A 22,630-nucleotide genomic window follows, 5' to 3' on the forward strand; every position below is an offset into this window, starting at 1 on the left:
TTGGAATAAACCAGTTTTGGGTCAAGTCATAATTAAATATTTATTATTATATTAAATAAATTTATTTAAGTGGCGACTCAAACCTTTTGAAGCAAGAAATGTCTAATTAAACACGATATTATTGCTTTTTTTTGAACTACTATTGCCGTATGAATTTTAAACTAATTTTTGCCTTATTTTTGCTTTTTGCAACCTCTGTTTTAGGTTATTCGCAGCGTTACAAGCCTAACGAACCAACGCCGCCACCCACGCCAGTTGCCGAACCCGAAAAAAAGCCAAATACTACACCAGCAAAACCTGAGCCGACTCAGACCTCGACAGACCAGCAAACCAATTCTAACAACAACGCAAAAAACGATACTACCTTGCTAAACAACACAAGCGAAAAAAATAAAAAAAATAAACAAGTTATTGAAGCCCCTCCGGCCAAATTAGAGTTTACTTACACCACCGACCGTAGATATGATGTAATACATGAATTGATTGGGCAAATATTTGTTCCGGAAAAATATCAACAAGGCCAAACTCCTGAAATTGAACTAAATCCGGGAGATTGTATTATCCGCATCGAGCAAAATCAGGTTTATATTGTTGGAGATAAAGGACTTGGCAATTTTCATATTATGAGTCAGCAGCCCAACCCCAAAGTAGGGTATGTATATGAGCTGCTTGATAAAAATGGCGATAATGCCCGCCTTAAAGCGGTTTTTGACGACCAGCGATATATTTTGCTGTTTTATTTCTACTCGAAAACATTAGGGGAGCACACATGGTTTTTGGCCGAAAAAGATGAAACAGATTTAGCCCAGGATAAAACTTATTATACACCCCGGATTGAATATTTTGTGCGCGATTATAGCAATTTATTAGATAAAACGGTTGTACCCTATACAATGATTGAAGATGTAACGAATAATAATATAGAGGTCAGAATTGAGCGTGGAAAAGGCTACAAGTTTAGTTTTTCTGAAAATACAGTTACCACGCCTAAGGGAAGTTTTTCCATTAAAAAGGCAAATACTTTTCATTTTCAAACAAAAGAGTACCCGGGTGTGCGTTCGAGAATAGAAATAACGACCAAAGAAAAACCCGGCACAATTTATATTTATATAAGTTTTAAACAAGAAATAGAATTAATAGAGGTTGCCGAGTCGAGGTATTTTTTAATGCATTAGCGGCAATTTTTTAACGTTATTTTACGGCTAATTGCCTTAAAATATGCTTGGTTTGGTGTTTTGGGTGTGTAAATTTCGTACCTTTGTGGCCTAATTGGTTTACCCATTAAATTATTTTTTTATACTAATTGTCACCAACTAATATTTATAATGGAAAATTTTGGTCGAAAAAGCAGTTTTGCCGATTTATCGTTATACAACATAACTGATGGTCGTATTTTTTGGAATTTAACGCCAGCCGAATTAGTTGAAAAAACTATAACTTTAAAACAAGGTAGCCTAAGTGATACAGGCGCTTTAGCAATTGACACGGGCGAATTTACAGGCCGCTCGCCGGATGATAAATTTACCGTACAAGATGACAAAACCCGCGATACAGTTAATTGGGCAAAAAATAACCCCATCTCAGAAGCACATTTTGAACAACTTTACCAAGATATAACCGCCTATTTAACGGGCAAAGACATGTATGTAATGGATGCTTGCGCTTGTGCGCATCCGGATTACGCGCTTAATGTGCGCGCTATTACCGAATACCCATGGCAAAGTTTGTTTGTAAGCAATATGTTTATCCGGTTAAATGAGAATGAAATTGCCTCGCACAAGCCCGATTGGGTGGTAATTAATGCCCCCGGATTTCATGCCAATGCAAAAACACACGGAACACGGCAGCATAATTTTGCCGCCATTAATTTTACCCGGAAAATGATATTAATTGGCGGAACAGCCTATACCGGCGAAATTAAAAAGGGCATTTTTACCGTCTTAAATTATATATTGCCCCAAGAGCACGGCGTTTTATCTATGCACTGCTCGGCTAATGTGGGTCAAAAAAATGATACAGCCTTGTTCTTTGGCTTATCGGGAACAGGCAAAACAACCCTAAGCGCCGACCCTAACCGCCGCTTAATTGGCGACGATGAACATGGCTGGTCTAAAACTAGTGTGTTTAATTTTGAGGGCGGATGCTACGCAAAATGTATAGATTTAACGGCAGAAAAAGAACCCCAAATCTATGGCGCTATAAAATTTGGTGCCCTGCTCGAAAATATTGCTTACCTACCTAATAGTCGCACTGTTGATTTTTCAAATGCTACCCGCACCGAAAATACCCGCGCCAGCTATCCAATAGATTATATTAACAATATCATGCGCCCCTCGGCAGGTAGCCCACCTCAAAATATTTTCTTTTTGACCTGCGATGCCTTTGGTATTTTGCCGCCTATTTCGCGTTTAACTACCGAGCAGGCCATGTATCATTTTATTGCCGGATACACTGCCAAAGTAGCAGGTACCGAAGCCGGAGTAACTGAGCCCAAAGATACTTTTTCGGCATGTTTCGGCTTGCCATTTTTACCGCTTCATCCGGCAAAATACGCTCGTTTGTTAGGGCGAAAAATTGAGGAGAGTGCAGTTGAGGGCCAGCCAATCAATGTATGGCTAATAAATACCGGATGGACAGGTGGCCCCTACGGCGTGGGCAACCGCATGAAACTGAGCTATACCCGCGCTATGATTACCGCCGCCCTCGAAGGGCAATTAAATAAAGTAGCCTACGAAACCGACCCACTTTTTGGGCTTCATTTCCCTACATCGTGCCCCAATGTGCCTGCCGAAGTACTGAACCCCCGCAATACTTGGCCCGACAAATCAAAATATGACCTTGGCGCTTTGGCTTTGGCTAAGAGATTTCATGATAGGTTAGCCATTTATGCGGATCATCCGGATATTAAACCTATATTAACAGCAGCACCGGTTTTGCCTCAAAATGCTTAGCATATAAGTAATTGGTAAGTGTGGTAGTGTTAGGTTCAAACCAACACGTAAAACGGCAAAATCAGAAATGTATAAAAGCTATGCTTATATTGCTTAGTACGACCACAAGTTGTGCTCGAACTCCATTAGGTTAGTTTTTATCCTATCTGACTCTAATAGGGCATCGCGGCCCATAGCATAATCACTAATGCGCTGGTCAAGCACATTTGATTCTTTTACGATATTACTTGCAAACATACGCATTTCTAATAAATCGAGCCAAGTAAGGCGTTGTGAGTCGTTAAGTGGATTAAACGTTTCATACTTAGCCAAATAAGGCCTGAACGCCGGAAAATAAGCCCAAAACATGGCTTGCTCGCCTCTGTAATTGCCATTGGCATCGGTTACTTCGCGTATGGGTGCAATGGCTAATATGCGCGGTAGCATTTTAGAAACTTGTTTTTCAAAAATCCAGTCTTCCGAAATCCGGAATTTATAAACGCTTAACCAGTTAAAATCGTTGCGTACAACTTTTTGAATAGGTTCGCCGGTATCTAAATCATAAGTGGTTATTGTGTCGGTGCCGCCCAGCCTCGATTGTAGTTCGGCAAAACTTAACGGGGTGGTGAAGCGGTCATCGGTAAAAATTTTAGCTTCCGGATGTTTTTGAATAATATCGAGCAGTACATAAACAAAGGGTTGCACCGGAAAAGTAAACGGTTGGTTCAGTTTTTGCCGCGTATCAATTACCCGCCAAATGCGTTTTTGCCAAAAAACATCGGCCTCGCGAATGTTTGGCAAGGGTAGTGCTTCGCGCTGCGTTAAGGCAAGTTTATCGTAAGCGCCGTCTCGGGCTAACGGTTTGGCTAATTCGTAAGGGTTGGGGTTGCTCGCTTCGCGGGCATCAATAAGGGCTGGTGTAGGCACACTGCCGGCATTTGTACCGTTGCCGTAACCTTCGGTGTTTTGTGCTTGGATAAAATTAAAATGGCTAACAAAACCAAGCATAATCAATAAAAAACAATGTTCTTTTTTCATGACAATTAATGGGTGTTAATTATGTATTATTAGATTTAAGAAGACAAGCAAACAAAGCCAATATTGTTCGAAATGAGGAAAATTGTAATTTGATTTCTTTGATATATTATTGATTTAAAATAAAATGCTACAATAGTTTTTGTTGTATCACAATACTACTTAAATAACGTTTTTTTGAGGCAATTTGTTGCATCATTTACGGCAGTTAGTTAGGTGTTTTGAGCTAAATGGTTAATTTGTTAATAAAAAAAGATTAATATCCGAAAAATTAGCAAATATTAACTTTATATTATTTGGTTGGCTACTATCCGGATATTTGGATAATTTAGAATCACCACCCATTATTTGATTTATTTTTTCCTTTAAGTAAAATCTGGGTATAGGCAAATATTTTAATTTCTTTGGCCAAACTTTGTTCTTGCGCCTTAGTTCTTGGTTTATTAAAGCTAAAAAATGGCAAAAAAACTGTAATTTTGAGCCTAAATGCAACGTTGCCCCTACAACGTTGTTCTAATGGTAAAATTGCCACCATGTAATATTATTGATATTTTTAGTGAAAAAAGTATATCGTTTTTTTTCGTGGTTTTTTTGGTTGGTTTTACTGTTGGCGTTGTTGCTGGCGGGCTTGGTAGGTTTTGTATTGAGTTCGGTTAAGGCACAAACCTATTTAACCAAGCAGGGTATTGCCTTTTTGGCAAATTACCTGAACACCGAAATTAGCTATAGCGATGTATCGGTTGATATTTTTAATAATATAACTTGCGATAATTTATTAATTAGAGACTGGGATTGTGATACTTTATTGTACACAGGCAAGGCTAAAATTGATATTTCGGAGCTTGCCTTGCTGCAGCAACGAGTTGTAATTGAAAACATTGAGCTACACGAGCCATACTTTAGGTTAGTCCGGAAACCTTACGAAACTTATACCAATTTAGACTATTTGCTTAAACAATACCCTAAGGCAAATAACAGTAAACCGGCCAATAATCTTGCCGACACATTAGCCAAAATTAATGACACAGGGTTTACTTGGGATTTAAACTTGCATACGCTTACCCTTACCGAAGGGCGTTTTAGCTTCGCTGATGGCGACAATAATACTTTGACGGCATCTAACTTAAAAAAACTATCACTTGCAGTTGAACGCTTGGATTTAGCTAAAAAAACCATGCAGATTGAGCAAATTTTAATTGATGGTGTTAATTTTACTTTATTCGAGGGCAAACGACTTCACCCTAAGAAACCCAAAGATTACTCGCAAATAGTGCATATAACCCCTGCGGGTTGGCAAATTAATATAGGCTCATTTTTGGTCAAACAATCGCAGGCTTTAGTAATTACAGATAGCTCGGCAACGGTAAAACAAGGCTTGATTAATTCAAAAAAATTAAAACTTACCGATATTAATCTCGATGCTGGCCCTGTGAGCATAGCCAACGACACCATAAAAACCCAACTGTTAATAGGTGTAACCGAGCAAAATGCCGACCTAACTATACAGGAGCTAAAAGCCAAAGCATTAATTACCGCCACCGGACTTCAGCTTGACGATTTGCTATTAAGCACAGCAAATAGCAATATTAGCGGTAAATTAGGATTGCAATACTCTACTTTATACAATTTTAACGATTTTGTAAACTTAGTGGGCATTAACCTTGACCTGGCCAAAAACTCGCAGTTAAGCTTAAAAGATATTGCCCATTTTTCATCCGGATTAAATGGAAATTCTAATTTAAATAAATTTATGGCTTATCCGGTTAAAATTGGCGGCCAAATAACAGGTAGAATCCCAAAACTTAAAGCACAAAACCTCGAAGTACAATTTAAAAATACGGTATTGCGCGGAAATGTAAAATTGCGCGGACTTCCGGATATAAAAAATACAAATATTGATGCCGATATAGCCAGTTTAAATACGGATATTAACGAAGTTAAATACTTTTTGCCCAATAATGCCAAACTGCCTTCGCAACTAAACACCTTGGGTAAAGTACAAATGGCAGGGTTGTTTGTAGGTTATATTAACGAGTTTATTGCCGAAGCCACTGTAAAAACAGCAGTTGGCACCATAAAGTCTGACCTAAAAATGGCGTTAAAGGGAACGGCTAACACCACTTACTCGGGGCGCATAAGTGCCCAGAATTTAGACTTAGGCGCGCTGACAAACAAACCCGAACTGCTTGGTAAAACAAGTTTTGACGTAAACGCCGCTGGCAAAGGATTGAGCCTGGCAACATTGGCAACCCACTTAAATGGTAAAATTGAATATCTAACCCTTAAAAACTACCAATACAACAATATAGAAATTAATGGCGACATAAAACAACAGTTTTTTGCAGGTATAGTTGACGTTAATGACGCTAACTTGAATTTAGATTTTGACGGAAAAATAGATTTTTCGCAAGCAACCCCGCAGTACAGGTTTAACGCCAAAGTAGATAAAGCTAATTTGCATCAACTTAATTTGCTTGCTGCCAATGCTATGGGTGGCAATTTAACCCTAAACGGTATTGCCGAGATAGAACTATCGGGTACAAATTTAGACGATATTGTTGGCAAAGCTAATTTAACTGATCTTGTAATTAACAAATCCGGAAAACCCGTTACCTTTAAAACCTTTAAGTTTGTTGCCGATAAAAATACCAGTACCAACGAACGAAACCTCCGAATAGAATCAGATATAGCCGACGCCAATATTTCCGGAAATTTTACTTTTAAAGATATAGTGCCGGCTATTCAAGATTATTTATCGGCTTATTTTCCGCGTTATGTTAAGCCCAAAGGCGCGCCCTTGCAACATATAAATTTTGATATTAGCTTTAAAAATACCCAAAACTTAGCCGATTTGTTTAATATTAAACTCGAAAAATTGGCTTACGGCATCGCCAAGGGCAATATCAATACCGGCACGCGTCGCTCTGAAATATTTTTTGAAGCAAAACAAGTTGTGTACGATGGCATTGTTTTAGATGATGCCAGTGTAGAAGCAAATTCAGATACCCGCTTTTTAAATTTTAAAACCAAAGCTAATGCAATAAATATTAAAAATAAACAAAACTTTGCTCAACTTAAATTAGAAGGTAAAGCCCATGCCGACAGTATTGATTTTGATCTGGCCTTAGCCCCCGATACTGCCCATAACCGACTTAGAGCCGATGGCCTTTTTGTTACCGGCGATACCCTTAAATTGTTTTTAAACCGTACCGATATTGTAATTAAAAATGAAGGATGGGAAACAACAACCGGCCGCTTTTTTTACAAAGACCAACAGTATTTTTTAGTTGATGATATTGTGCTTCGAAATGGTGCGAAACAAATTTTGCTTCGCAGCGAACCCTCGCCAACCCTTAAAAATATAACTGAACTACAATTAGAGAATATTGACATCAAAGAGTTTGAATACATTAAAACAATTTCCAACTTAGGATTGGGCGGAATAGTAAACGGGGTGGTAAATGTTTCTGATTTGTTTAATCAACAAATTGCATATGGCGAGTTGGAAATTAGCGACTTGGTTTTTTTCAAACAATATATGGCACGAGGTCGGATAAAAATTGAAAAAACCGGAAATGATCCTCTACTGTCATTTATGGCAATTACCGACGGCGGCGACTACAAACTACGAGTTGATGGGAGCTACAAACTGCGCCAAAAAAATAATCCGGATAATTTAGACCTTGTAGCGGTTATTGACCAAGCACCTACAAGCTTTGCCTCGGCATTTATTGGCACAATTGCCTCTGACATTGAAGGCACATTTGGCGGAAAAATGCGTATCGTAGGCCCAACATCTGCCCTAAGGTTTGACGGCAGAGTAATGTTGCGCAACACCTCTGCTACCATTGATATGCTGCAAACAAACTACCGGCTGCACAACCAATTTTTAGAGTTTAGAGACAATGGTTTATTTTTAGACCTGAATATAACCGACCGAGATAAAAAAACAGCAAGTGTAAAAGGCAATATTGATTTGTCGGACTTTAAAAATATCCGGATGGATGTGAATATTGCAACCGCCGAACCGTTCTTGTTCATGGATACAAAATATACCGATAATCCACTGTATTATGGCACTGCATACGGCATAGGAAATGTCCATATTTATGGGCCCGTAACGGGTTTGGCACTCGATATAGCCGCCACAACCACCAAAGGCACCGTTATAAATTTACCCATTAGCACCGAAACAAGTACAGGGCAAAGCACTATATACTCGTTTATTAACAAAGCCGATACCCTAAAACTCGACAGTATTAAATTGGCCGAAAAAGCACTTACAACCATCCCAATTTCAACGGGTGTGCGGGTAGATATGGACTTAAATATAACCAGCGATGCCGCTATAAATATTATTTTTGATGAGGCAACCGGCGATATTATTAAAGGACACGGACGCGGCAATTTACAAATTGACGTAAACACTATTGGCGATTTTTATATGGGAATTTATGGTAAATACGAGCTGACCGATGGTGAGTACTTATTTACCCTGCAAGAGTTTGTAAAGAAAAAATTTAGCATTAGCGGTGGCAGCACTATAACCTTTAACGGCGACCCCTACCAGGCAACCCTCGATGTAGATGCCATTCATCAGGTAAAAACCAGTCGTATTGACTTGTTTACCCAAACCGAACGCGAAACCTTAACGGCAAATGAAGCCAACGAACTTAAAAAAGTTATACCCATTGATGTAGTGCTAAAAATGACTGGTTCGTTATTTAAACCCGACCTTAGCTTTAATATTATTCCGCGCGAAACTAATCCATCATTAGCAACAAATTTGGCACAGGGCAAATTAGAAGAGCTAATTGCCGCCGGCGATAACGAACTTAGTAAACAAATATTTGGTTTGCTGGTAATCAATAAATTTATGCCCCCCGACCAGTTTAACCTCGACATTGGCAGCAGTGCAACAGCTACCGTTACCGAATGGATTTCGAGCTATATGTCTAACTTTTTAAACGAATCGCTTGGGCGCTACTTAGGCGGCACACAAATAAACGTAGGTTTTGATGCCAATAGCCAAAATACCGAAACGGGCGAAAAGGTTGCCACCAATACCGTTGATATTGAATTGCAAAAAAAATTACTTAACGACCGCTTAACCTTACAAATTGGCGGCAGTGTAGATGTTAGCGGCGAAAAACAAGCAACACAAGGCAATAACGCAACTAATTTTGCTACCGACCTTTTAGTATTATACGACTTAACTCCAGATGGTGCCTATAAAATAAAAGCCTTTAATAAATACGATAGCGATGTATTAAATGGCCTTTATAACAAGGCAGGGGTGGCCATAACCTTTACCCACGAGTTTGATAAACTAAAAGAAATTATACCCAAAAAACCAAATAAAAAATAACATAAGACTGTTTAATTCATTGTAGTTTGTATTCAATTATCTTTTAATAATACTGTGTCGATGAAAAAATCTATTCCTTTTATTGCGCTTTCAATTATAGCCAGCGTTTACCTATACAGCCAAACCAATTCGCTTTTAATATTAGAGAATGAACGCGCTACCATCATCCGGAAAATTTTTGACGAAGCATTGGTAAAGGGGCAATCTTACCAAAACCTTACCCATCTTTGCAAACAGGTAGGCAACCGTTTAGCAGGGTCGCCACAGGCCGCCGCCGCCGTTGAATGGGGCAGGCAAACCCTCTTAGCCGCTAATGCCGATACCGTTTACCTTCAGCCTTGTATGGTTACCCATTGGGTGCGCGGCCAACACGAAGAAGGACGCTTTATTTCAAAACGAATTGGCCACGAACCTATAAAATTATGTGCTTTAGGAGGCTCAGTAGCAACCGACCCAGCCGGATTGCATGCGCCAATTATTATGATTCAATCGTTAAGCGAATTAGATAAACTAAGCCCCAAGCAAGTAAAAGGTAAAATAGTTTATTTACACCGCCCTTTCGACGAGGCTTTGATTAGCACTTTCTCGGCCTATAGTGGCTGTGCCGGAGACAGGTACACCGGCGCACCAAAAGCAGCCAAATTAGGTGCGGTAGGTTTTATTTTGCGCTCGTTAGGAAGCCCCGTTGACGATTACCCGCATACCGGAAGCATGGGCTATGTGGACAGTTTGCCCAAAATACCGGCTGCAGCCGTAAGCACAAAATCCGGAGATTGGATGAAACAAATGATTGAAAAAGACCCCGAAGCTTCGTTTTACTTGAATTTAGATTGCCAATCGTACCCCGATGCGCCAAGTTTTAATGTGATAGGCGAAATTAAAGGTACCGAACATCCGGAAGAAGTAATTTTAGTAGGCGGCCACTTAGATAGCTGGGATAAAGGCGAAGGTGCCCACGACGATGGCGCAGGAGTGGTTCATTCAATAGAAGTGTTGCGTATTTTAAAAGCACAAGGACTAAAACCCAAACGAACTATACGGTGCGTACTTTTTATGAACGAAGAGAACGGCGCCAAAGGTGCTAAAGAATATGCCCGAGTAGCTGCCATTAAAAAAACCGAACGTTGTATTTTTGCCTTAGTAAGCGACCGAGGTGGATTTACCCCGCGCGGTTTCTCTATTGATGCTCTTCCGGATAAAATTGAAGGCGCATACAATCAAGTGCGCAATTATAACGATTTGTTGGCCCCCTATGGCATTCATCAGTTTGAAAAAGGATTTTCGGGCGTTGATGTTGCCCCACTTAAAGAACATGGTACGGTTACAAGCGGCTATATTCCCGACTCGCAACGCTATTTTGACTACCACCATACCGATGCCGACGTATTAGAGGCAGTTAACCAACGCGAGTTAGAGTTAGGTGCAGGCGCAATAACCGCGTTAATATGGCTTATTAGCGAAGACGGGTGGAAATAATATTATGTTGTAAAATATAACAATGTGTTTTGTTAAATTTTTGACTAATATTTGATAGATGCCTTTAATTAAAAAATAAAAACGTAATTTTCGGCCATATTTTATAACCTTGCAGAAAATATCAGACAATATTGCCCTTTCAAAAACATAAATTTAATTAAACCAAAACAATATGAAGAAGCCAATACAAATTTTACTTTGCTTAACGGTAGCATTTGCCACATTTATACTTACCGGATGCGGTGGGGGCGGCAACGAAACCGTTGTAGAATCAGGTGGGACTACCAAAGGCGTAGTAGTAAACTTAGACTCTATACCCGATAGTTTAGGCGGTAAAAACTTTGAAGCGGTAGCTGAAAAATTAGGCTTTAAAACCAATTCAAACTTTACCATGTACGGCGACCCTAATGCCAAACGCGGCGGTAAATTTACCATGTGTTTGGATGAATTTCCGCCGACCTACCGTGCAGTCGGTAAAGACTCGCATTTGCAGGTTTTAAGCATTATGACTGGCTTAATGTGGGAAACCCTTTTGGGCTTAGATACTAAAACCATGGAATACACGCCCGGATTGGCCACCCACTGGAAAATAAGCGAAGATAAAATGACCTATTGGTTCAGACTCGACCCACGCGCCCGCTGGAGCGACGGCAACTCGGTTACCTCCGACGATATTATTGCCACCTTTAAACTGCTAACCGATGCCGGCATTGAAGACCCATCGTCAAACGAAACTTATGGCGCAAATTTTGAAACCCCCGAAAAAGTTAGCCCCTTGTTGTTTAAAGTGAAATGTAAACGCGAAAACTGGCGCAATATTTTATATTTTGGCGGTTCGATGAAAGTTTTTCCGGCTAAATACCTCAACAAAATTGACGGCAAAGGTTATTTGCAACAATATCAATACCAAACTTTTGCTGTAACAGGCCCCTACGAAATTGACTATCAAAAAACAAAACAACCCGAACTTTTAGTTATCAAACGCCGAGCTGATTACTGGGGCAAAGACGACCCGGGTTTTGCGGGTACTTGCAATTTTGACGAACTCCACTTTATGTTTGTTTTAGACGAAACACTGCGCCGCGAGAAATTTTTTAAAGGCGAATACGATTTCTACATCGTTCCAAAGGCCAAATGGTGGAAAGAGGACTTTGTTGCCGATAAAGATGAACGCATTAAGCGCGGTTTGATTCAACGCTTAAAAGTGTTTAATTTTAATCCCGCCGGAACATCCGGATTGGCATTTAATACCCGTGAAGAACCTTTTGACGATAAACGTGTTCGCCAGGCTTTTGAACTTTTGTTCGATTTTGAAGAACTAAACAAAACTCGGTTTTTTAACGAATACGAGCGCTGTGTTTCCTATAATCAAGGTAGCGTATATGCCAACCCAAACAATCCTATGCCAAGTTTTGATCCCAAAAAAGCTGCATCATTGTTAGACGAAGCAGGCTGGAAATTAGCATCAGGCCAAAAAGTGCGCACCAAAAATGGCAAATCGCTTGAAATAGATTTGAACATGACCCAACAATCAACGCAAGAGGTGTTTACGCGTTATCAACAAGACTTAGCAAATGCGGGAGTTCAACTTAATTTTAAAAATGTTACGCCCCAAGAAGATTTTAAAAGTGTAATGAAACACCAATTTAAAATTAGCTACCGCAACTGGACGGGGCTACTTTTCCCCAACCCCGTTACAAGCTTGCACAGCAAAACCGCCGATGACCTTGAAACTACTAATATTACCGGCATGAAAAATAAACGCATAGACGAACTTTGCGACTTGTACGACAAAAGCTACGACCCCGCCGAACGCATAAAACTAATGCAAGAGGTCGACGGTATTGCCGTAGCCGAAAAACATTACGGTTGGTTGTGGGTAGCGCCCTATTCGGTACGCGCTTTACACTGGAATAAATTTGGCTACCCAAAATCGGTGTTTACCTATACCGGAGATTTTGACTCGGCTTTAACTTTATGGTGGAATGACCCTGAAAAAGAAAAAACCGTTGCAAAAGGTATGAACGATAAAACGGTTACAATGCCCATTAACCCCGAAGAAGTGGATTTTTATGGTCGCCGGAGCAGTAAAGGAAATGCAGCAACAGGGGTAAAATAAAACTCGGTTAGTACAATAATTAATTATCTATTTTCAATCAGTTTACCTAAAACAGCGATTAGCACCTTGTTAATCGCTGTTTTTTTTAAAGCATAAACAAAGTTTAAAATTTTCGACTTATTTTTACGCTATAAATAACCACGACAAATTTGTATATATATGTTTAAGTATTTGATAAAAAGGGTGTTATTAATGATACCAACTTTTTTGGGTGCTACTTTTTTAGTTTTTCTAATTTTACAATTAGTGCCCGGTGGCCCGTTTGACAAAGCTGTCATGCAGTTAAAAGCAGCCGAAATGCAAGGAAGTGGCGAAGGAGGTGCCGCATCGGGCAGCCGTATAGCAGGTAGCGAAATGTTAAGCCCCGAACAATTAGCTAATTTGCGCCGCCAATATGGCTTAGATAAACCTATTTTGGTGCGCTATTTAATTTGGCTTGGGTTTTACCCACGCAATGTCAACGAAAAAACAATAGGCTTAAGCGAGCCTTTCCGCGAAACACTTCGGTATGTATCGGCAAACTCGCAAACTTATGCCATACAAAGATGGGTTAAAATTGAAAAAGATAATTCCGGAAAACCCCAATTTTTTGTGAGCGGGGTAGGAAGCGATTTTAAATTTTCAGATAAATATCCGGAGTTACCCAATTTTACCGAAATCAATAACTGGATGCCTAACTCCGAATGGAAAATTGACAAAGAAGCCGCTAACGGCCAATATGCTACGGTGAAACCCAAATTTAGCGGAATTTTAACCGGAGACTTAGGGATGTCAGATAAATTTAGGCGACCCGTTATTAGCCTGATTGCCGACAGGCTACATATTTCGGCCTATTTTGGCATTATTGGTTTTATAGTTACTTATTTGGTTTGTATTCCGTTAGGTATCGCCAAAGCCATTAAACACAATTCAAATTTTGATGTAGTTAGTAGCGCTATCATTTTTTTAGGCTACTCAATACCAGCGTTTGCCATGGGCGTATTGTTGTTAGTTTTGTTTGGGGGCGGCAGTTTTTGGGATGTTATTCCGTTGGGTGGCTTTAGACCCGATAACTGGGAAGAATTAACGTTTGTTCAAAAAATAATAGGGCAATTAAAACATACTATTGCCCCGCTCCTTTGCTATTTAATAGGCAGTTTTGCCACCTTAACTATGCTTATGAAAAACTCGTTGCTCGAAAACTTAGGCTTAGATTATGTTAGAACTGCATTTGCCAAAGGCCTTCCGGAAAAAAAAGTAGTTTTAAAGCACGCCGTCCGGAACTCTTTAATTCCTATTGCTACCGGATTAGGGCATTTTATTGGTATCTTTTTAACGGGTTCGTATTTGCTCGAGAAAGTATTTAATATCCACGGAATTGGGCTTTTGGGTTTTGAGGCGGTACTTGGCTCAGATTACCCGCTTATTATGGGCAGCTTGGTTATTAGTATTGTCATTTTGTTGTTGGGCAATTTAATTTCCGATTTGTTGTATGTAGCCGTTGACCCCCGTATTAAATTTAATTAAACATTGTTTTCAAACTGCCAAAACTTTACTATGTCTAATAAATCATCAACCCAAACTACTCCTAAATCTGAATCTATTTTTCAAAAACGGTGGAATAATTTTAAAAAAATAAAACGCGCTTATTATTCGTTAATTTTACTTGGTTTTCTATACTTACTTTCGTTTTTAGCACCTTTATTAGTTAACAATAAACCAATAGTGGTTAGTTATAATGGTGGTACGTATTTTCCGGCATTTGCCGATTTGTTTGGAGGTATTTTACCAGTATCGTATAAAGATGCTGCTTTTTATGGCCAAACCGAGTTGTTTGGCCGCCCTCACCAAGGGGCACCGCATTTTAGAGAGCTAAAAAAACAATGGAAATCACAAAGCACCGGCAACAATAACTGGATGCTAATGCCTTTATACCCCTACGACCCTGTTGAAGTTTTGTCGTTCGAGGAGGCTGGCAACAGAGGGTTCCCTACCCCCCCAGACGGGCAAAATATATTGGGCACCGATAAAAAAGGCCGCGATGTGTTTGCACGGGTGGTTTATGGTTTTCAAATATCAATAACGTTAGCGCTTATTGTAGTTTTTTTCTCAAAATTAATTGGTATTTTGGTTGGTGGCGCTTTGGGCTATTATGGAGGCAAATTAGACATTTATGCCCTGCGCTTTATTGAGGTGTTTAGTTTTGTGCCTTTTTTATTTATGGTGATGATTTTAGTGCAGTTTATTAAGCCAAATTTGTTTTTTTTAGCCATGTTGCTGGTTATTTTAGGCGGCTGGATAGGCACAACTTACTATGTTAGAGCCGAGTATTACCGCGAAAAATCACGCGATTATGTTTCGGCAGCAAAAGCCATGGGCGCCAGTGATTTTAAAATTATGTATCAACATATTTTGCCTAATGCACTTACGCCTGTAATAACCTTTATTCCGTTTAGTATTGTAGGCTCAATTACAAGTTTGGTTGGCCTCGACTTTTTGGGCTTTGGCCTTCAACCGCCTACGCCAAGTTGGGGCGAGCTAATTCAACAGGGAATGGACGATATTAAAGAATATTGGCTAATTATGACGCCATTGGTTATGATGTTTTTTACCCTAACTACTATTACCTTTATTGGCGAGGGCATACGTCAAGCCTTTGACCCGCGCAATTATTCGCGTTTGCGTTAATAAAAAGCTTGTTGCTCATAGTTTAAATCTTGCGCGCTACTTGTTGTGGATATTATCCCTGCCAGTAGGGCAAGATGTGCTTGAGATAAAGAATATTGCGAACGAAAATGTTTATCCGGAAGTAATTTTTATTTAACTCCTTTGGAGTTTGGTGCAGTTTCCAATCCACAGATGAGATAGTGACGAAATCCATGGAGTCAAATAATCCTGAAAATCAGTGCTTCAGACAATTTCCAGATAAAAAAGAAAAAATCATAGTTCAGATGTATGCGCTCTTACATACTTTTTTTAATAAGACTTTATAACCTTCAACCTCTTACTTCTAACTATTTACCGGCTGCAAACCGTGTTGTGCGGCAATTTCGAGCATATATTGATAAGCTGCATGGTACTCATCGGCTATAATACCATCGAGTATGGCTTCGCGGATGGCTGTTTTAATTACACCTACCATCCGGCTGGGCGATAGCCCAAAAGTTTCCATTATTAGATTTCCATCAATAGGGGGCTCCCAACAACGCAAGCGGTCTTTTTCTTCAACGGCATCCATTTTTTGCGCCAACAGTTGGTAGTTTTCTAAAAAAAGCCGCACTTTTTCGGGGCGTTTCGAAGTTATGTCGGCTTGGCAAAGCAGCATTAGCTCGTCAATTTGCTCGCCGGCATCAACCATAAGTCGGCGTACTGCCGAGTCGGTAACTTGCTCTTTGGTAAGCGAAATAGGGCGCATGTGCATCGAAACTAACTTTTCAACTATGCGCAGTGGCTCGGTAAGCGGCAGTTTTAAGCGTGTAAATACTTTTTTTACCATTTTTGCCCCAACAAACTCGTGACTATGAAAAGTCCACCCGCCGTTTTCAAAACGTTTGGTAGGTACTTTGCCAATATCGTGCAGCAGGGCCGCCCAGCGCAGCCACAGGTTATTGGTAGTTTGGCTAACGTTGTCTAAAACTTGCAAGGTGTGATAAAAATTGTCTTTATGGCCAATCCCGTCAAGGGTGACCACCCCTTGTAGTTGCGATAGTTCGGGCAAAAAATAGTACAGTAAACCAGCTTGGTGCAATTTGATAAAACCAACCGAAGGTTTAGGTGTTGCCATTATTTTGTTGAGCTCGTCTGTAATGCGTTCGAAGGAGATAATTTCTATGCGGTGTGCGTTCCGGATGATAGCCCGCCAGGTATCCGGATGAATTTGAAAACCTAATTGTGTGGCAAAACGTATAGCCCGCAACATACGCAAAGGGTCGTCCGAAAAAGTAATATCGGCATCGAGTGGGGTGCGTATAATTTTGTCGTTTAGGTCGCTTAACCCATTAAAACTATCAATTAAATGACCAAAATCGGCACGGTTTAAACTAACTGCAAGCGTATTGATGGTAAAATCGCGGCGATTTTGGTCGTCTTCAAAACTGCCATCTTCAACAACAGGTTTTCTTGACTGGCGGTCGTAGCTTTCGCGGCGTGCGCCTACAAATTCCACCTCTAAGTCGTAGTCGTTTATTTTAAACATGGCGGTGCCAAAATTGGCAAATATGGCTACTTGTGTGGCGTTGGGCAATAGTGCGGCAGCCGTTTTAGCCAACTCAATACCACTGCCCACGCAAACAACGTCAATATCTTTGCAAGGGCGGTTAAGTAAATTGTCGCGCACATAGCCACCTACTAACCACGCAGGGGTATTTAGCTGCTGCGCTGCCTGGGCTATAATGGCTATAATGGATTGGTGCTCGGCAATAAAATTAAATAGCATGACCAATATTGTATGGAGTTTTGAGAAAATATAAATAAATAATATAATGCAATATCAAGCACTAATAAACAGCAAAATTAGGACTTTTTAAATACATAGGCAAAGTGAGGTACAATGGCATTTGCCCACTTACTAAATAAAGCGTAATTTTGCAGCCGCTAACAAAAGGTGTTTTTTTGACGAGTGCTTATGAGGCTGAGCAAAATTAATACCTAAAATAATACTTTTATACTATTTGTTTTTCGAGCTTTTTAATGCGTATTTTTAGCTTTTTTCTCTTGGTTTTCATTTATCAAACTACAATCTTAATGGCAGCACCAACAATTACCTACCATGTGGCCATGCCGCAGCCGCATACCCACTATTTTGAAGTAAACCTTGAAATAGCTAACCTCGATGCAAACGAATTGACAATAAAAATGCCGGTCTGGACACCCGGCTCGTACTTAGTTCGCGAGTTTTCGAGGAAAGTTGAAGGGGTACAGGCTTTTTCAAATAACGAACCACTTAGTATTGATAAAAAAAATAAAAATACCTGGCATATAAATACCAAGGGATGTGCACAATGTATCTGTACAGTATAAAGTTTATTCGTTTGAGCAAAGTGTCCGTACTAGTTTTTTAGATGCCGACCATGCCTTTATTAACGGCGCAAGTTTATTTTTATATCCGGATGGTTACCAAAATTTGCCCGGCACGGTGCATATTAAACCGCACCCCGATTTTAAAAAAATCTCTACCTCACTAAAACCCCTCGACTCGCGCAACGCATGGGTACTTTCCTACCCTAATTACGATATTTTAGTTGACTCACCCATTGAAATTGGCAATCACGAAGTGGTAAATTTTGAAGCCAATGGAATACCGCATACATTTGCCATTTTTGGGCACGGCAACCACAACATTACAAAAATGGTCGAGGCTGTTAAAAAAATTGTAACAGTATGCACCAACGTATTTGGCGACAACCCTTGTAGCGATTATTTGTTTATAATTCATAATACCGATGGCATGGGCGGTGGCTTAGAACACCTAAACAGCCAAAGCATTATGTGCGCGCGCTGGGACTATGGCGAGAAAGGTATTTCGACAAGATTTATGAGCCTGGCCTGCCACGAGTATTTTCATTTATGGAACGTAAAACGGATTAGGCCAATAACCTTAGGACCTTTTAACTACGAAACCGAAAATTACACCTCTTTACTTTGGGTTTCTGAGGGCTTTACCAGCTATTATGACGACTATTTGCTTCAGCGTGCCGGATTAATTAATACAAAACAATACTTAGAAACTGCAGCCGGCAATATTAATACCCACCAAAATACACCAGGCCGGATGGTGCAGCCCGTTAGCGAATCGAGTTTGGACGCATGGATAAAATATTACCGTCCGGATGAAAATACGCAAAATAGCGGCGTTTCGTACTACACAACCGGCGCCGTTATGGCCATGCTTCTTGACCTTGAAATTATGCACAGCACTAATGGAAACAAATGTTTAGATGATGTAATGCGCATTTTATACAACGATTTTTATAAAAAACAAGGCCGTGGCTTTACCGATGAAGAAATGAAACAAACAGTCGAAACAGTTGCCAACAAAAAAATGGACAATTTTTGGACGAACCATATTAACGGCACTGCCAATATTAACTACGACCAATTTTTTGACTATGCCGGCCTTCATTTAGAAATTGCAAACAAGTCAACCGAGTTAAGTTTAGGTGTTAAACTAAAGCAAGAAGGCAGTAAATTAAATATTACCAACGTACAACGCGGAACCTGTGGTTTTGAAGGCGGCTTGTCGGCTTTAGATGAGTTAGTAGCCGTTGACGGCCTGCGTACCTATACCGAAAAAGACGTAACAACAGCTTTAGCACGCCATAAAACAGGCGACAAAATTGTGGTAACGGTTACTCGGTATGGACTTTTGCGCGATTTGACCGTTACACTTACAACAAATCCAAACGTCAGTTACCAAATTGTTAAGGCTAAAAATGCCACCGACCAGCAAAAGGCTGTGTATAAAAAATGGCTATCGGAAGATTTTTAGCGAAGTATTGCTTGGGGTTAGGGCAATTTCCTTTTAATTTTAGTTGCTTGTAAGGCTCTAACAAGATGCTATATTAACTACAAAGTTCAATTAAGGTATTTGCAATATAGGTAAGTTCCTTGTCGGTAAGTTCGGTGTGCATGGGCAGCGATATAACTTGTTTGGCTAATCGCTCGCTGTTTGGCAAATGTAGGTTTTGCCATTGGTATTTTTGCCTGTAAGCAGGTTGTAAATGGATGGGTACGGGGTAATACACCATAGTAGGAATACCTCGTTTTTGAAGTTCGGCCTTTAACCAATCGCGGTCGCCGTTGTATATTAAGGTGTATTGATGGAAAACATGCGTTGAGTAAGGCATCCGGAAAGGAATTGTTAGATTTGCGCATCCGCTCAAGGCGGCATCATAAAAATCGGCAACCTCTTGCCTTGCTTCAATAAAGGCATCTAAATGATGCAGTTTTACGTGTAAAATGGCAGCTTGCAGGGCATCTAATCGCGAGTTGATGCCTATTAAATCGGAGGTGTATTTGTTTCGTTGCCCGTGATTGGCTAAGGTAGCAATGGTTTCAGCTAAATCCGGATGATTGGTAAACAAAGCGCCGGCATCGCCATAGGCACCTAAATTTTTTGAGGGATAAAACGAGGTGCAGCCAATATGTCCCATGCTTCCGGATGGTTGGCGTTGCCCGTTCTCAAAGGTGTAGTAAGCCCCAATTGACTGTGCGTTATCTTCAATTACAAATAAATTATATGCTTGGGCAAGTTCTAAAATTTCTTCCATTGGGGCGCACTGACCAAATAAATGCACGGGTATAATGCACTTGGTTTTAGGGCTTAAAGCTTGTTTAACAGCGGCTGGGTCAATATTAAAAGTTTGGGGGTCAATATCAACTGCAACAGGGGTTAGCCCAAGTAAGGCAACGACCTCGGCGGTAGCAATAAAAGTAAAACTGGGCATAATTACCTCGTCGCCGGGCTGTAAATTTAAGGCCATTAAAGCTAACTGAAGGGCATCGGTGCCGTTGGCACAGGTAATAACGTGGTTAACTTGGTTATAAGCAGCCAAATCGCGCGTAAAATTGGCAACGGTTGGGCCGCCAACAAAATAGCCCGACTCAAGTACTTTTGTAATAGCTTCGTTAATTTGTACTTGAAGACGGCGATATTGGCCTACCAAATCGACCATTTGAATTGAAAAATTAGTGGACTCCATTAGGTTATAGATGTGTAAATTAGTTGTAAACTGATGTAAAAAACAGCAAAACGGTTGCCTGCTCTTTTTTTTTGTTAGGCAGGGCAGCAGGGTAGGGTAGAGTAGGGCGCGAAAAAAAAATAAACGCAGTTTACCTAACTAACTCAATCCGGATACAACGCCATTCGCATCAATATCCATGTGTTCGCTGGCGGGTGTTGCCGGCAATCCGGGCATACGCATCATGTCGCCCAGAATGGGTATGATAAAGCCCGCACCGGCGGCAAATTCAAACTCGCGCACGTTAATAGTAAAACCGCGTGGGCAGCCAATGGCTGTTTCTTTGTCGCTCAACGATTTTTGGGTTTTTGCCATACAAACGGGCAAATTGTCGTAGCCTAATGCTTTAATGGTTTTTAATTGTGCCCTGGCTGTGCTTGAATATTCAACGGCCTCTGCGCCATAAATTTCGGTGGCAATGGTATTAATTTTTTCTTCTGTGGTTAAGTTCCAGTCGTACAAAGGTTTAAATTTGTTTTGGCCGCTTTCAATACTGTCATAAACTGCTTGGGCTAAGTTTTTTGCACCCTCGCCACCCTGGGCAAAACCATAACTTACTACTGCCTTTACGCCCAGTGCTTGACAACGGCTTTGTACTAAGGCAATTTCTTCTTCGCTGTCTGTTGGAAAATGGTTAATAGCCACAACGGGATTAAGGCCAAACTTTTTGCAGTTTTCAATGTGTTTTTCTAAGTTTTCTATACCTTTAGTTACAATGTCTAAATTGGGCGTATTGTATGCATCTTTTTTAGCGCCGCCATGATGCCTTAATGCTCGTATAGTAGCTACTATTACCAAAGCATCCGGAGCTAAATTACCATATCCACATTTAATGTTCATAAATTTTTCGGCCCCTAAGTCGGCCCCAAAACCTGCCTCAGTTACTACGCAGTCGCCTAACGATAAGCCCATTTTGGTAGCAATTATAGTGTTGGTTCCTTGGGCAATATTGGCAAATGGCCCGCCGTGTAAAATGGCGGGGTTGCCCTCAAGTGTTTGTACTAAATTGGGCATAATGGCATCTTTAAGCAAAATAGCCATTGCGCCTTCGGCTTTAAGGTCGCGGGCAAAAATAGGTTTTTTGTCGAAGGTGTAGCCTACAAAAATATTGCCTAAGCGGGTTTTAAGGTCTTGGCGGTTTTTGCTCATACATAAAATAGCCATTACTTCGCTGGCGGGTGTAATATTAAAACCATCTTCGCGCGGAATGCTGTTTGCCGTGCCACCCAAGCCAATTGTAATTTTGCGCAAGGCACGGTCGTTCATATCCATTACCCTTTTCCAAACAATTGTGCGCGGGTCAATATTTAAAGAGCGGCTTGTATTTTGTATATTGTTGTCAATTAAGGCACTAAGTAAATTATTGGCTTTTTCAATGGCGGCAAAATCGCCGGTAAAGTGCAAATTTATATCTTCCATGGGTATAACCTGCGAGTAGCCGCCGCCGGCAGCGCCGCCTTTCATGCCAAAAACGGGCCCTAATGAAGGCTCGCGCAGTACTACTATAGATTTTTTGCCTATTTTGTTAAGTCCGTCGTTTAATCCTATCGAAACTGTTGTTTTTCCTTCACCGGCTGGAGTTGGGTTTATGGCAGTTACCAAAATAAGTTTGGCCTTTTTAAATTTTTCGTCGTCAATAAGCGATAGCGGAAGTTTTGCTTTGTACTTGCCGTAATAAATTAAATCGTCGGCAACTATGCCAACTTTGGCAGCTATATTTTTAATATGTTGTATGGCCGCACTTTGTGCAATGGCTAAATCGCTTGGAAAAGACATAATCCTGTTAGAAAAATAAAATTAGAAACTCAATTTTTTTAAATAAAATTTTTTGCGTTGCAAATATCGGTACTAAATACTTGTGGAGGTAGTTTTTCTATAGATAAACCTTTAAAATAGTTGAATTTTGTTTTATCCGGATTTTAGGCATCTAAAGTAGGGTTAAAGTAAAATGTCCTGTTTTTTTTCCGGATGGTTATAAAAATAT

Annotated in this window: 13 protein-coding genes; 9 read left to right on the forward strand and 4 right to left on the reverse strand. The window is 40.3% G+C overall.

Going from position 1 to position 22,630, the window contains the following annotated elements; genetic code table 11:
• The first annotated feature begins 149 nt into the window (after positions 1 to 149).
• Both IPI59_10520 and pckA read left to right on the forward strand, forming a co-directional pair.
• A complete protein-coding gene (locus IPI59_10520; protein MBK7527967.1) occupies positions 150 to 1,175 on the forward strand; it encodes a hypothetical protein in 1,026 nt (341 codons plus the stop codon).
• A gap of 150 nt (positions 1,176 to 1,325) precedes the next feature.
• Positions 1,326 to 2,951 (forward strand): phosphoenolpyruvate carboxykinase (ATP), encoded by a 1,626-nt coding sequence (pckA, locus tag IPI59_10525; GenBank protein ID MBK7527968.1) that lies wholly within the window; start codon positions 1,326 to 1,328, stop codon positions 2,949 to 2,951.
• 93 nt (positions 2,952 to 3,044) lie between these two features.
• Here the strand turns inward: pckA and gldN are convergent, their stop codons facing one another.
• Positions 3,045 to 3,968, reverse strand: a complete 924-nt coding sequence (gene gldN, locus IPI59_10530; GenBank protein MBK7527969.1) for a gliding motility protein GldN — start codon at positions 3,966 to 3,968, stop codon at positions 3,045 to 3,047.
• 553 nt (positions 3,969 to 4,521) lie between these two features.
• On the opposite strand from gldN, the gene IPI59_10535 reads away from it, so the two are divergent.
• From IPI59_10535 to IPI59_10555, 5 genes are all read left to right on the forward strand, one after another.
• Positions 4,522 to 9,333 (forward strand): translocation/assembly module TamB domain-containing protein, encoded by a 4,812-nt coding sequence (locus IPI59_10535; GenBank protein ID MBK7527970.1) that lies wholly within the window; start codon positions 4,522 to 4,524, stop codon positions 9,331 to 9,333.
• A 60-nt stretch (positions 9,334 to 9,393) separates the two neighbouring features.
• Positions 9,394 to 10,809, forward strand: coding sequence for a M20/M25/M40 family metallo-hydrolase (locus tag IPI59_10540; GenBank protein ID MBK7527971.1), 1,416 nt, complete (start codon positions 9,394 to 9,396; stop codon positions 10,807 to 10,809).
• Between the two features lie 172 nt (positions 10,810 to 10,981).
• Positions 10,982 to 12,928 carry a hypothetical protein gene (locus IPI59_10545; GenBank protein ID MBK7527972.1) on the forward strand — a complete coding sequence of 649 codons (1,947 nt, stop codon included), beginning with the start codon at positions 10,982 to 10,984 and terminating at the stop codon, positions 12,926 to 12,928.
• Positions 12,929 to 13,120: 192 nt separating this feature from the next.
• Positions 13,121 to 14,434: an ABC transporter permease subunit gene (locus IPI59_10550; protein MBK7527973.1), complete on the forward strand. Its 1,314-nt coding sequence runs from the start codon at positions 13,121 to 13,123 to the stop codon at positions 14,432 to 14,434.
• Between the two features lie 30 nt (positions 14,435 to 14,464).
• Complete coding sequence (locus IPI59_10555; GenBank protein ID MBK7527974.1) at positions 14,465 to 15,595, forward strand: ABC transporter permease subunit; 1,131 nt, start codon at positions 14,465 to 14,467, stop codon at positions 15,593 to 15,595.
• 322 nt (positions 15,596 to 15,917) lie between these two features.
• Here IPI59_10555 and IPI59_10560 read toward each other — a convergent pair whose 3' ends face one another.
• Positions 15,918 to 17,342: an HD domain-containing protein gene (locus IPI59_10560; GenBank protein ID MBK7527975.1), complete on the reverse strand. Its 1,425-nt coding sequence runs from the start codon at positions 17,340 to 17,342 to the stop codon at positions 15,918 to 15,920.
• A gap of 308 nt (positions 17,343 to 17,650) precedes the next feature.
• Between IPI59_10560 and IPI59_10565 the strand changes: the two genes are divergently transcribed.
• Together IPI59_10565 and IPI59_10570 are read left to right on the forward strand one after the other, a co-directional pair.
• The gene (locus IPI59_10565; protein ID MBK7527976.1) at positions 17,651 to 17,926 is read left to right on the forward strand and encodes a hypothetical protein; all 276 of its coding nucleotides are present in this window, start codon (positions 17,651 to 17,653) and stop codon (positions 17,924 to 17,926) included.
• Complete coding sequence (locus tag IPI59_10570) at positions 17,901 to 19,394, forward strand: M61 family metallopeptidase (GenBank protein ID MBK7527977.1); 1,494 nt, start codon at positions 17,901 to 17,903, stop codon at positions 19,392 to 19,394. The genes IPI59_10565 and IPI59_10570 overlap by 26 nt, the downstream gene beginning before the upstream one ends.
• A gap of 73 nt (positions 19,395 to 19,467) precedes the next feature.
• Here the strand turns inward: IPI59_10570 and IPI59_10575 are convergent, their stop codons facing one another.
• Positions 19,468 to 20,580, reverse strand: a complete 1,113-nt coding sequence (locus IPI59_10575; GenBank protein MBK7527978.1) for a DegT/DnrJ/EryC1/StrS family aminotransferase — start codon at positions 20,578 to 20,580, stop codon at positions 19,468 to 19,470.
• 165 nt (positions 20,581 to 20,745) lie between these two features.
• Positions 20,746 to 22,422, reverse strand: coding sequence for a formate--tetrahydrofolate ligase (locus tag IPI59_10580; GenBank protein ID MBK7527979.1), 1,677 nt, complete (start codon positions 22,420 to 22,422; stop codon positions 20,746 to 20,748).
• Positions 22,423 to 22,630 lie beyond the last annotated feature (208 nt).

This window comes from Sphingobacteriales bacterium (assembly GCA_016706405.1).
GTDB lineage: Bacteria > Bacteroidota > Bacteroidia > Chitinophagales > UBA2359 > BJ6.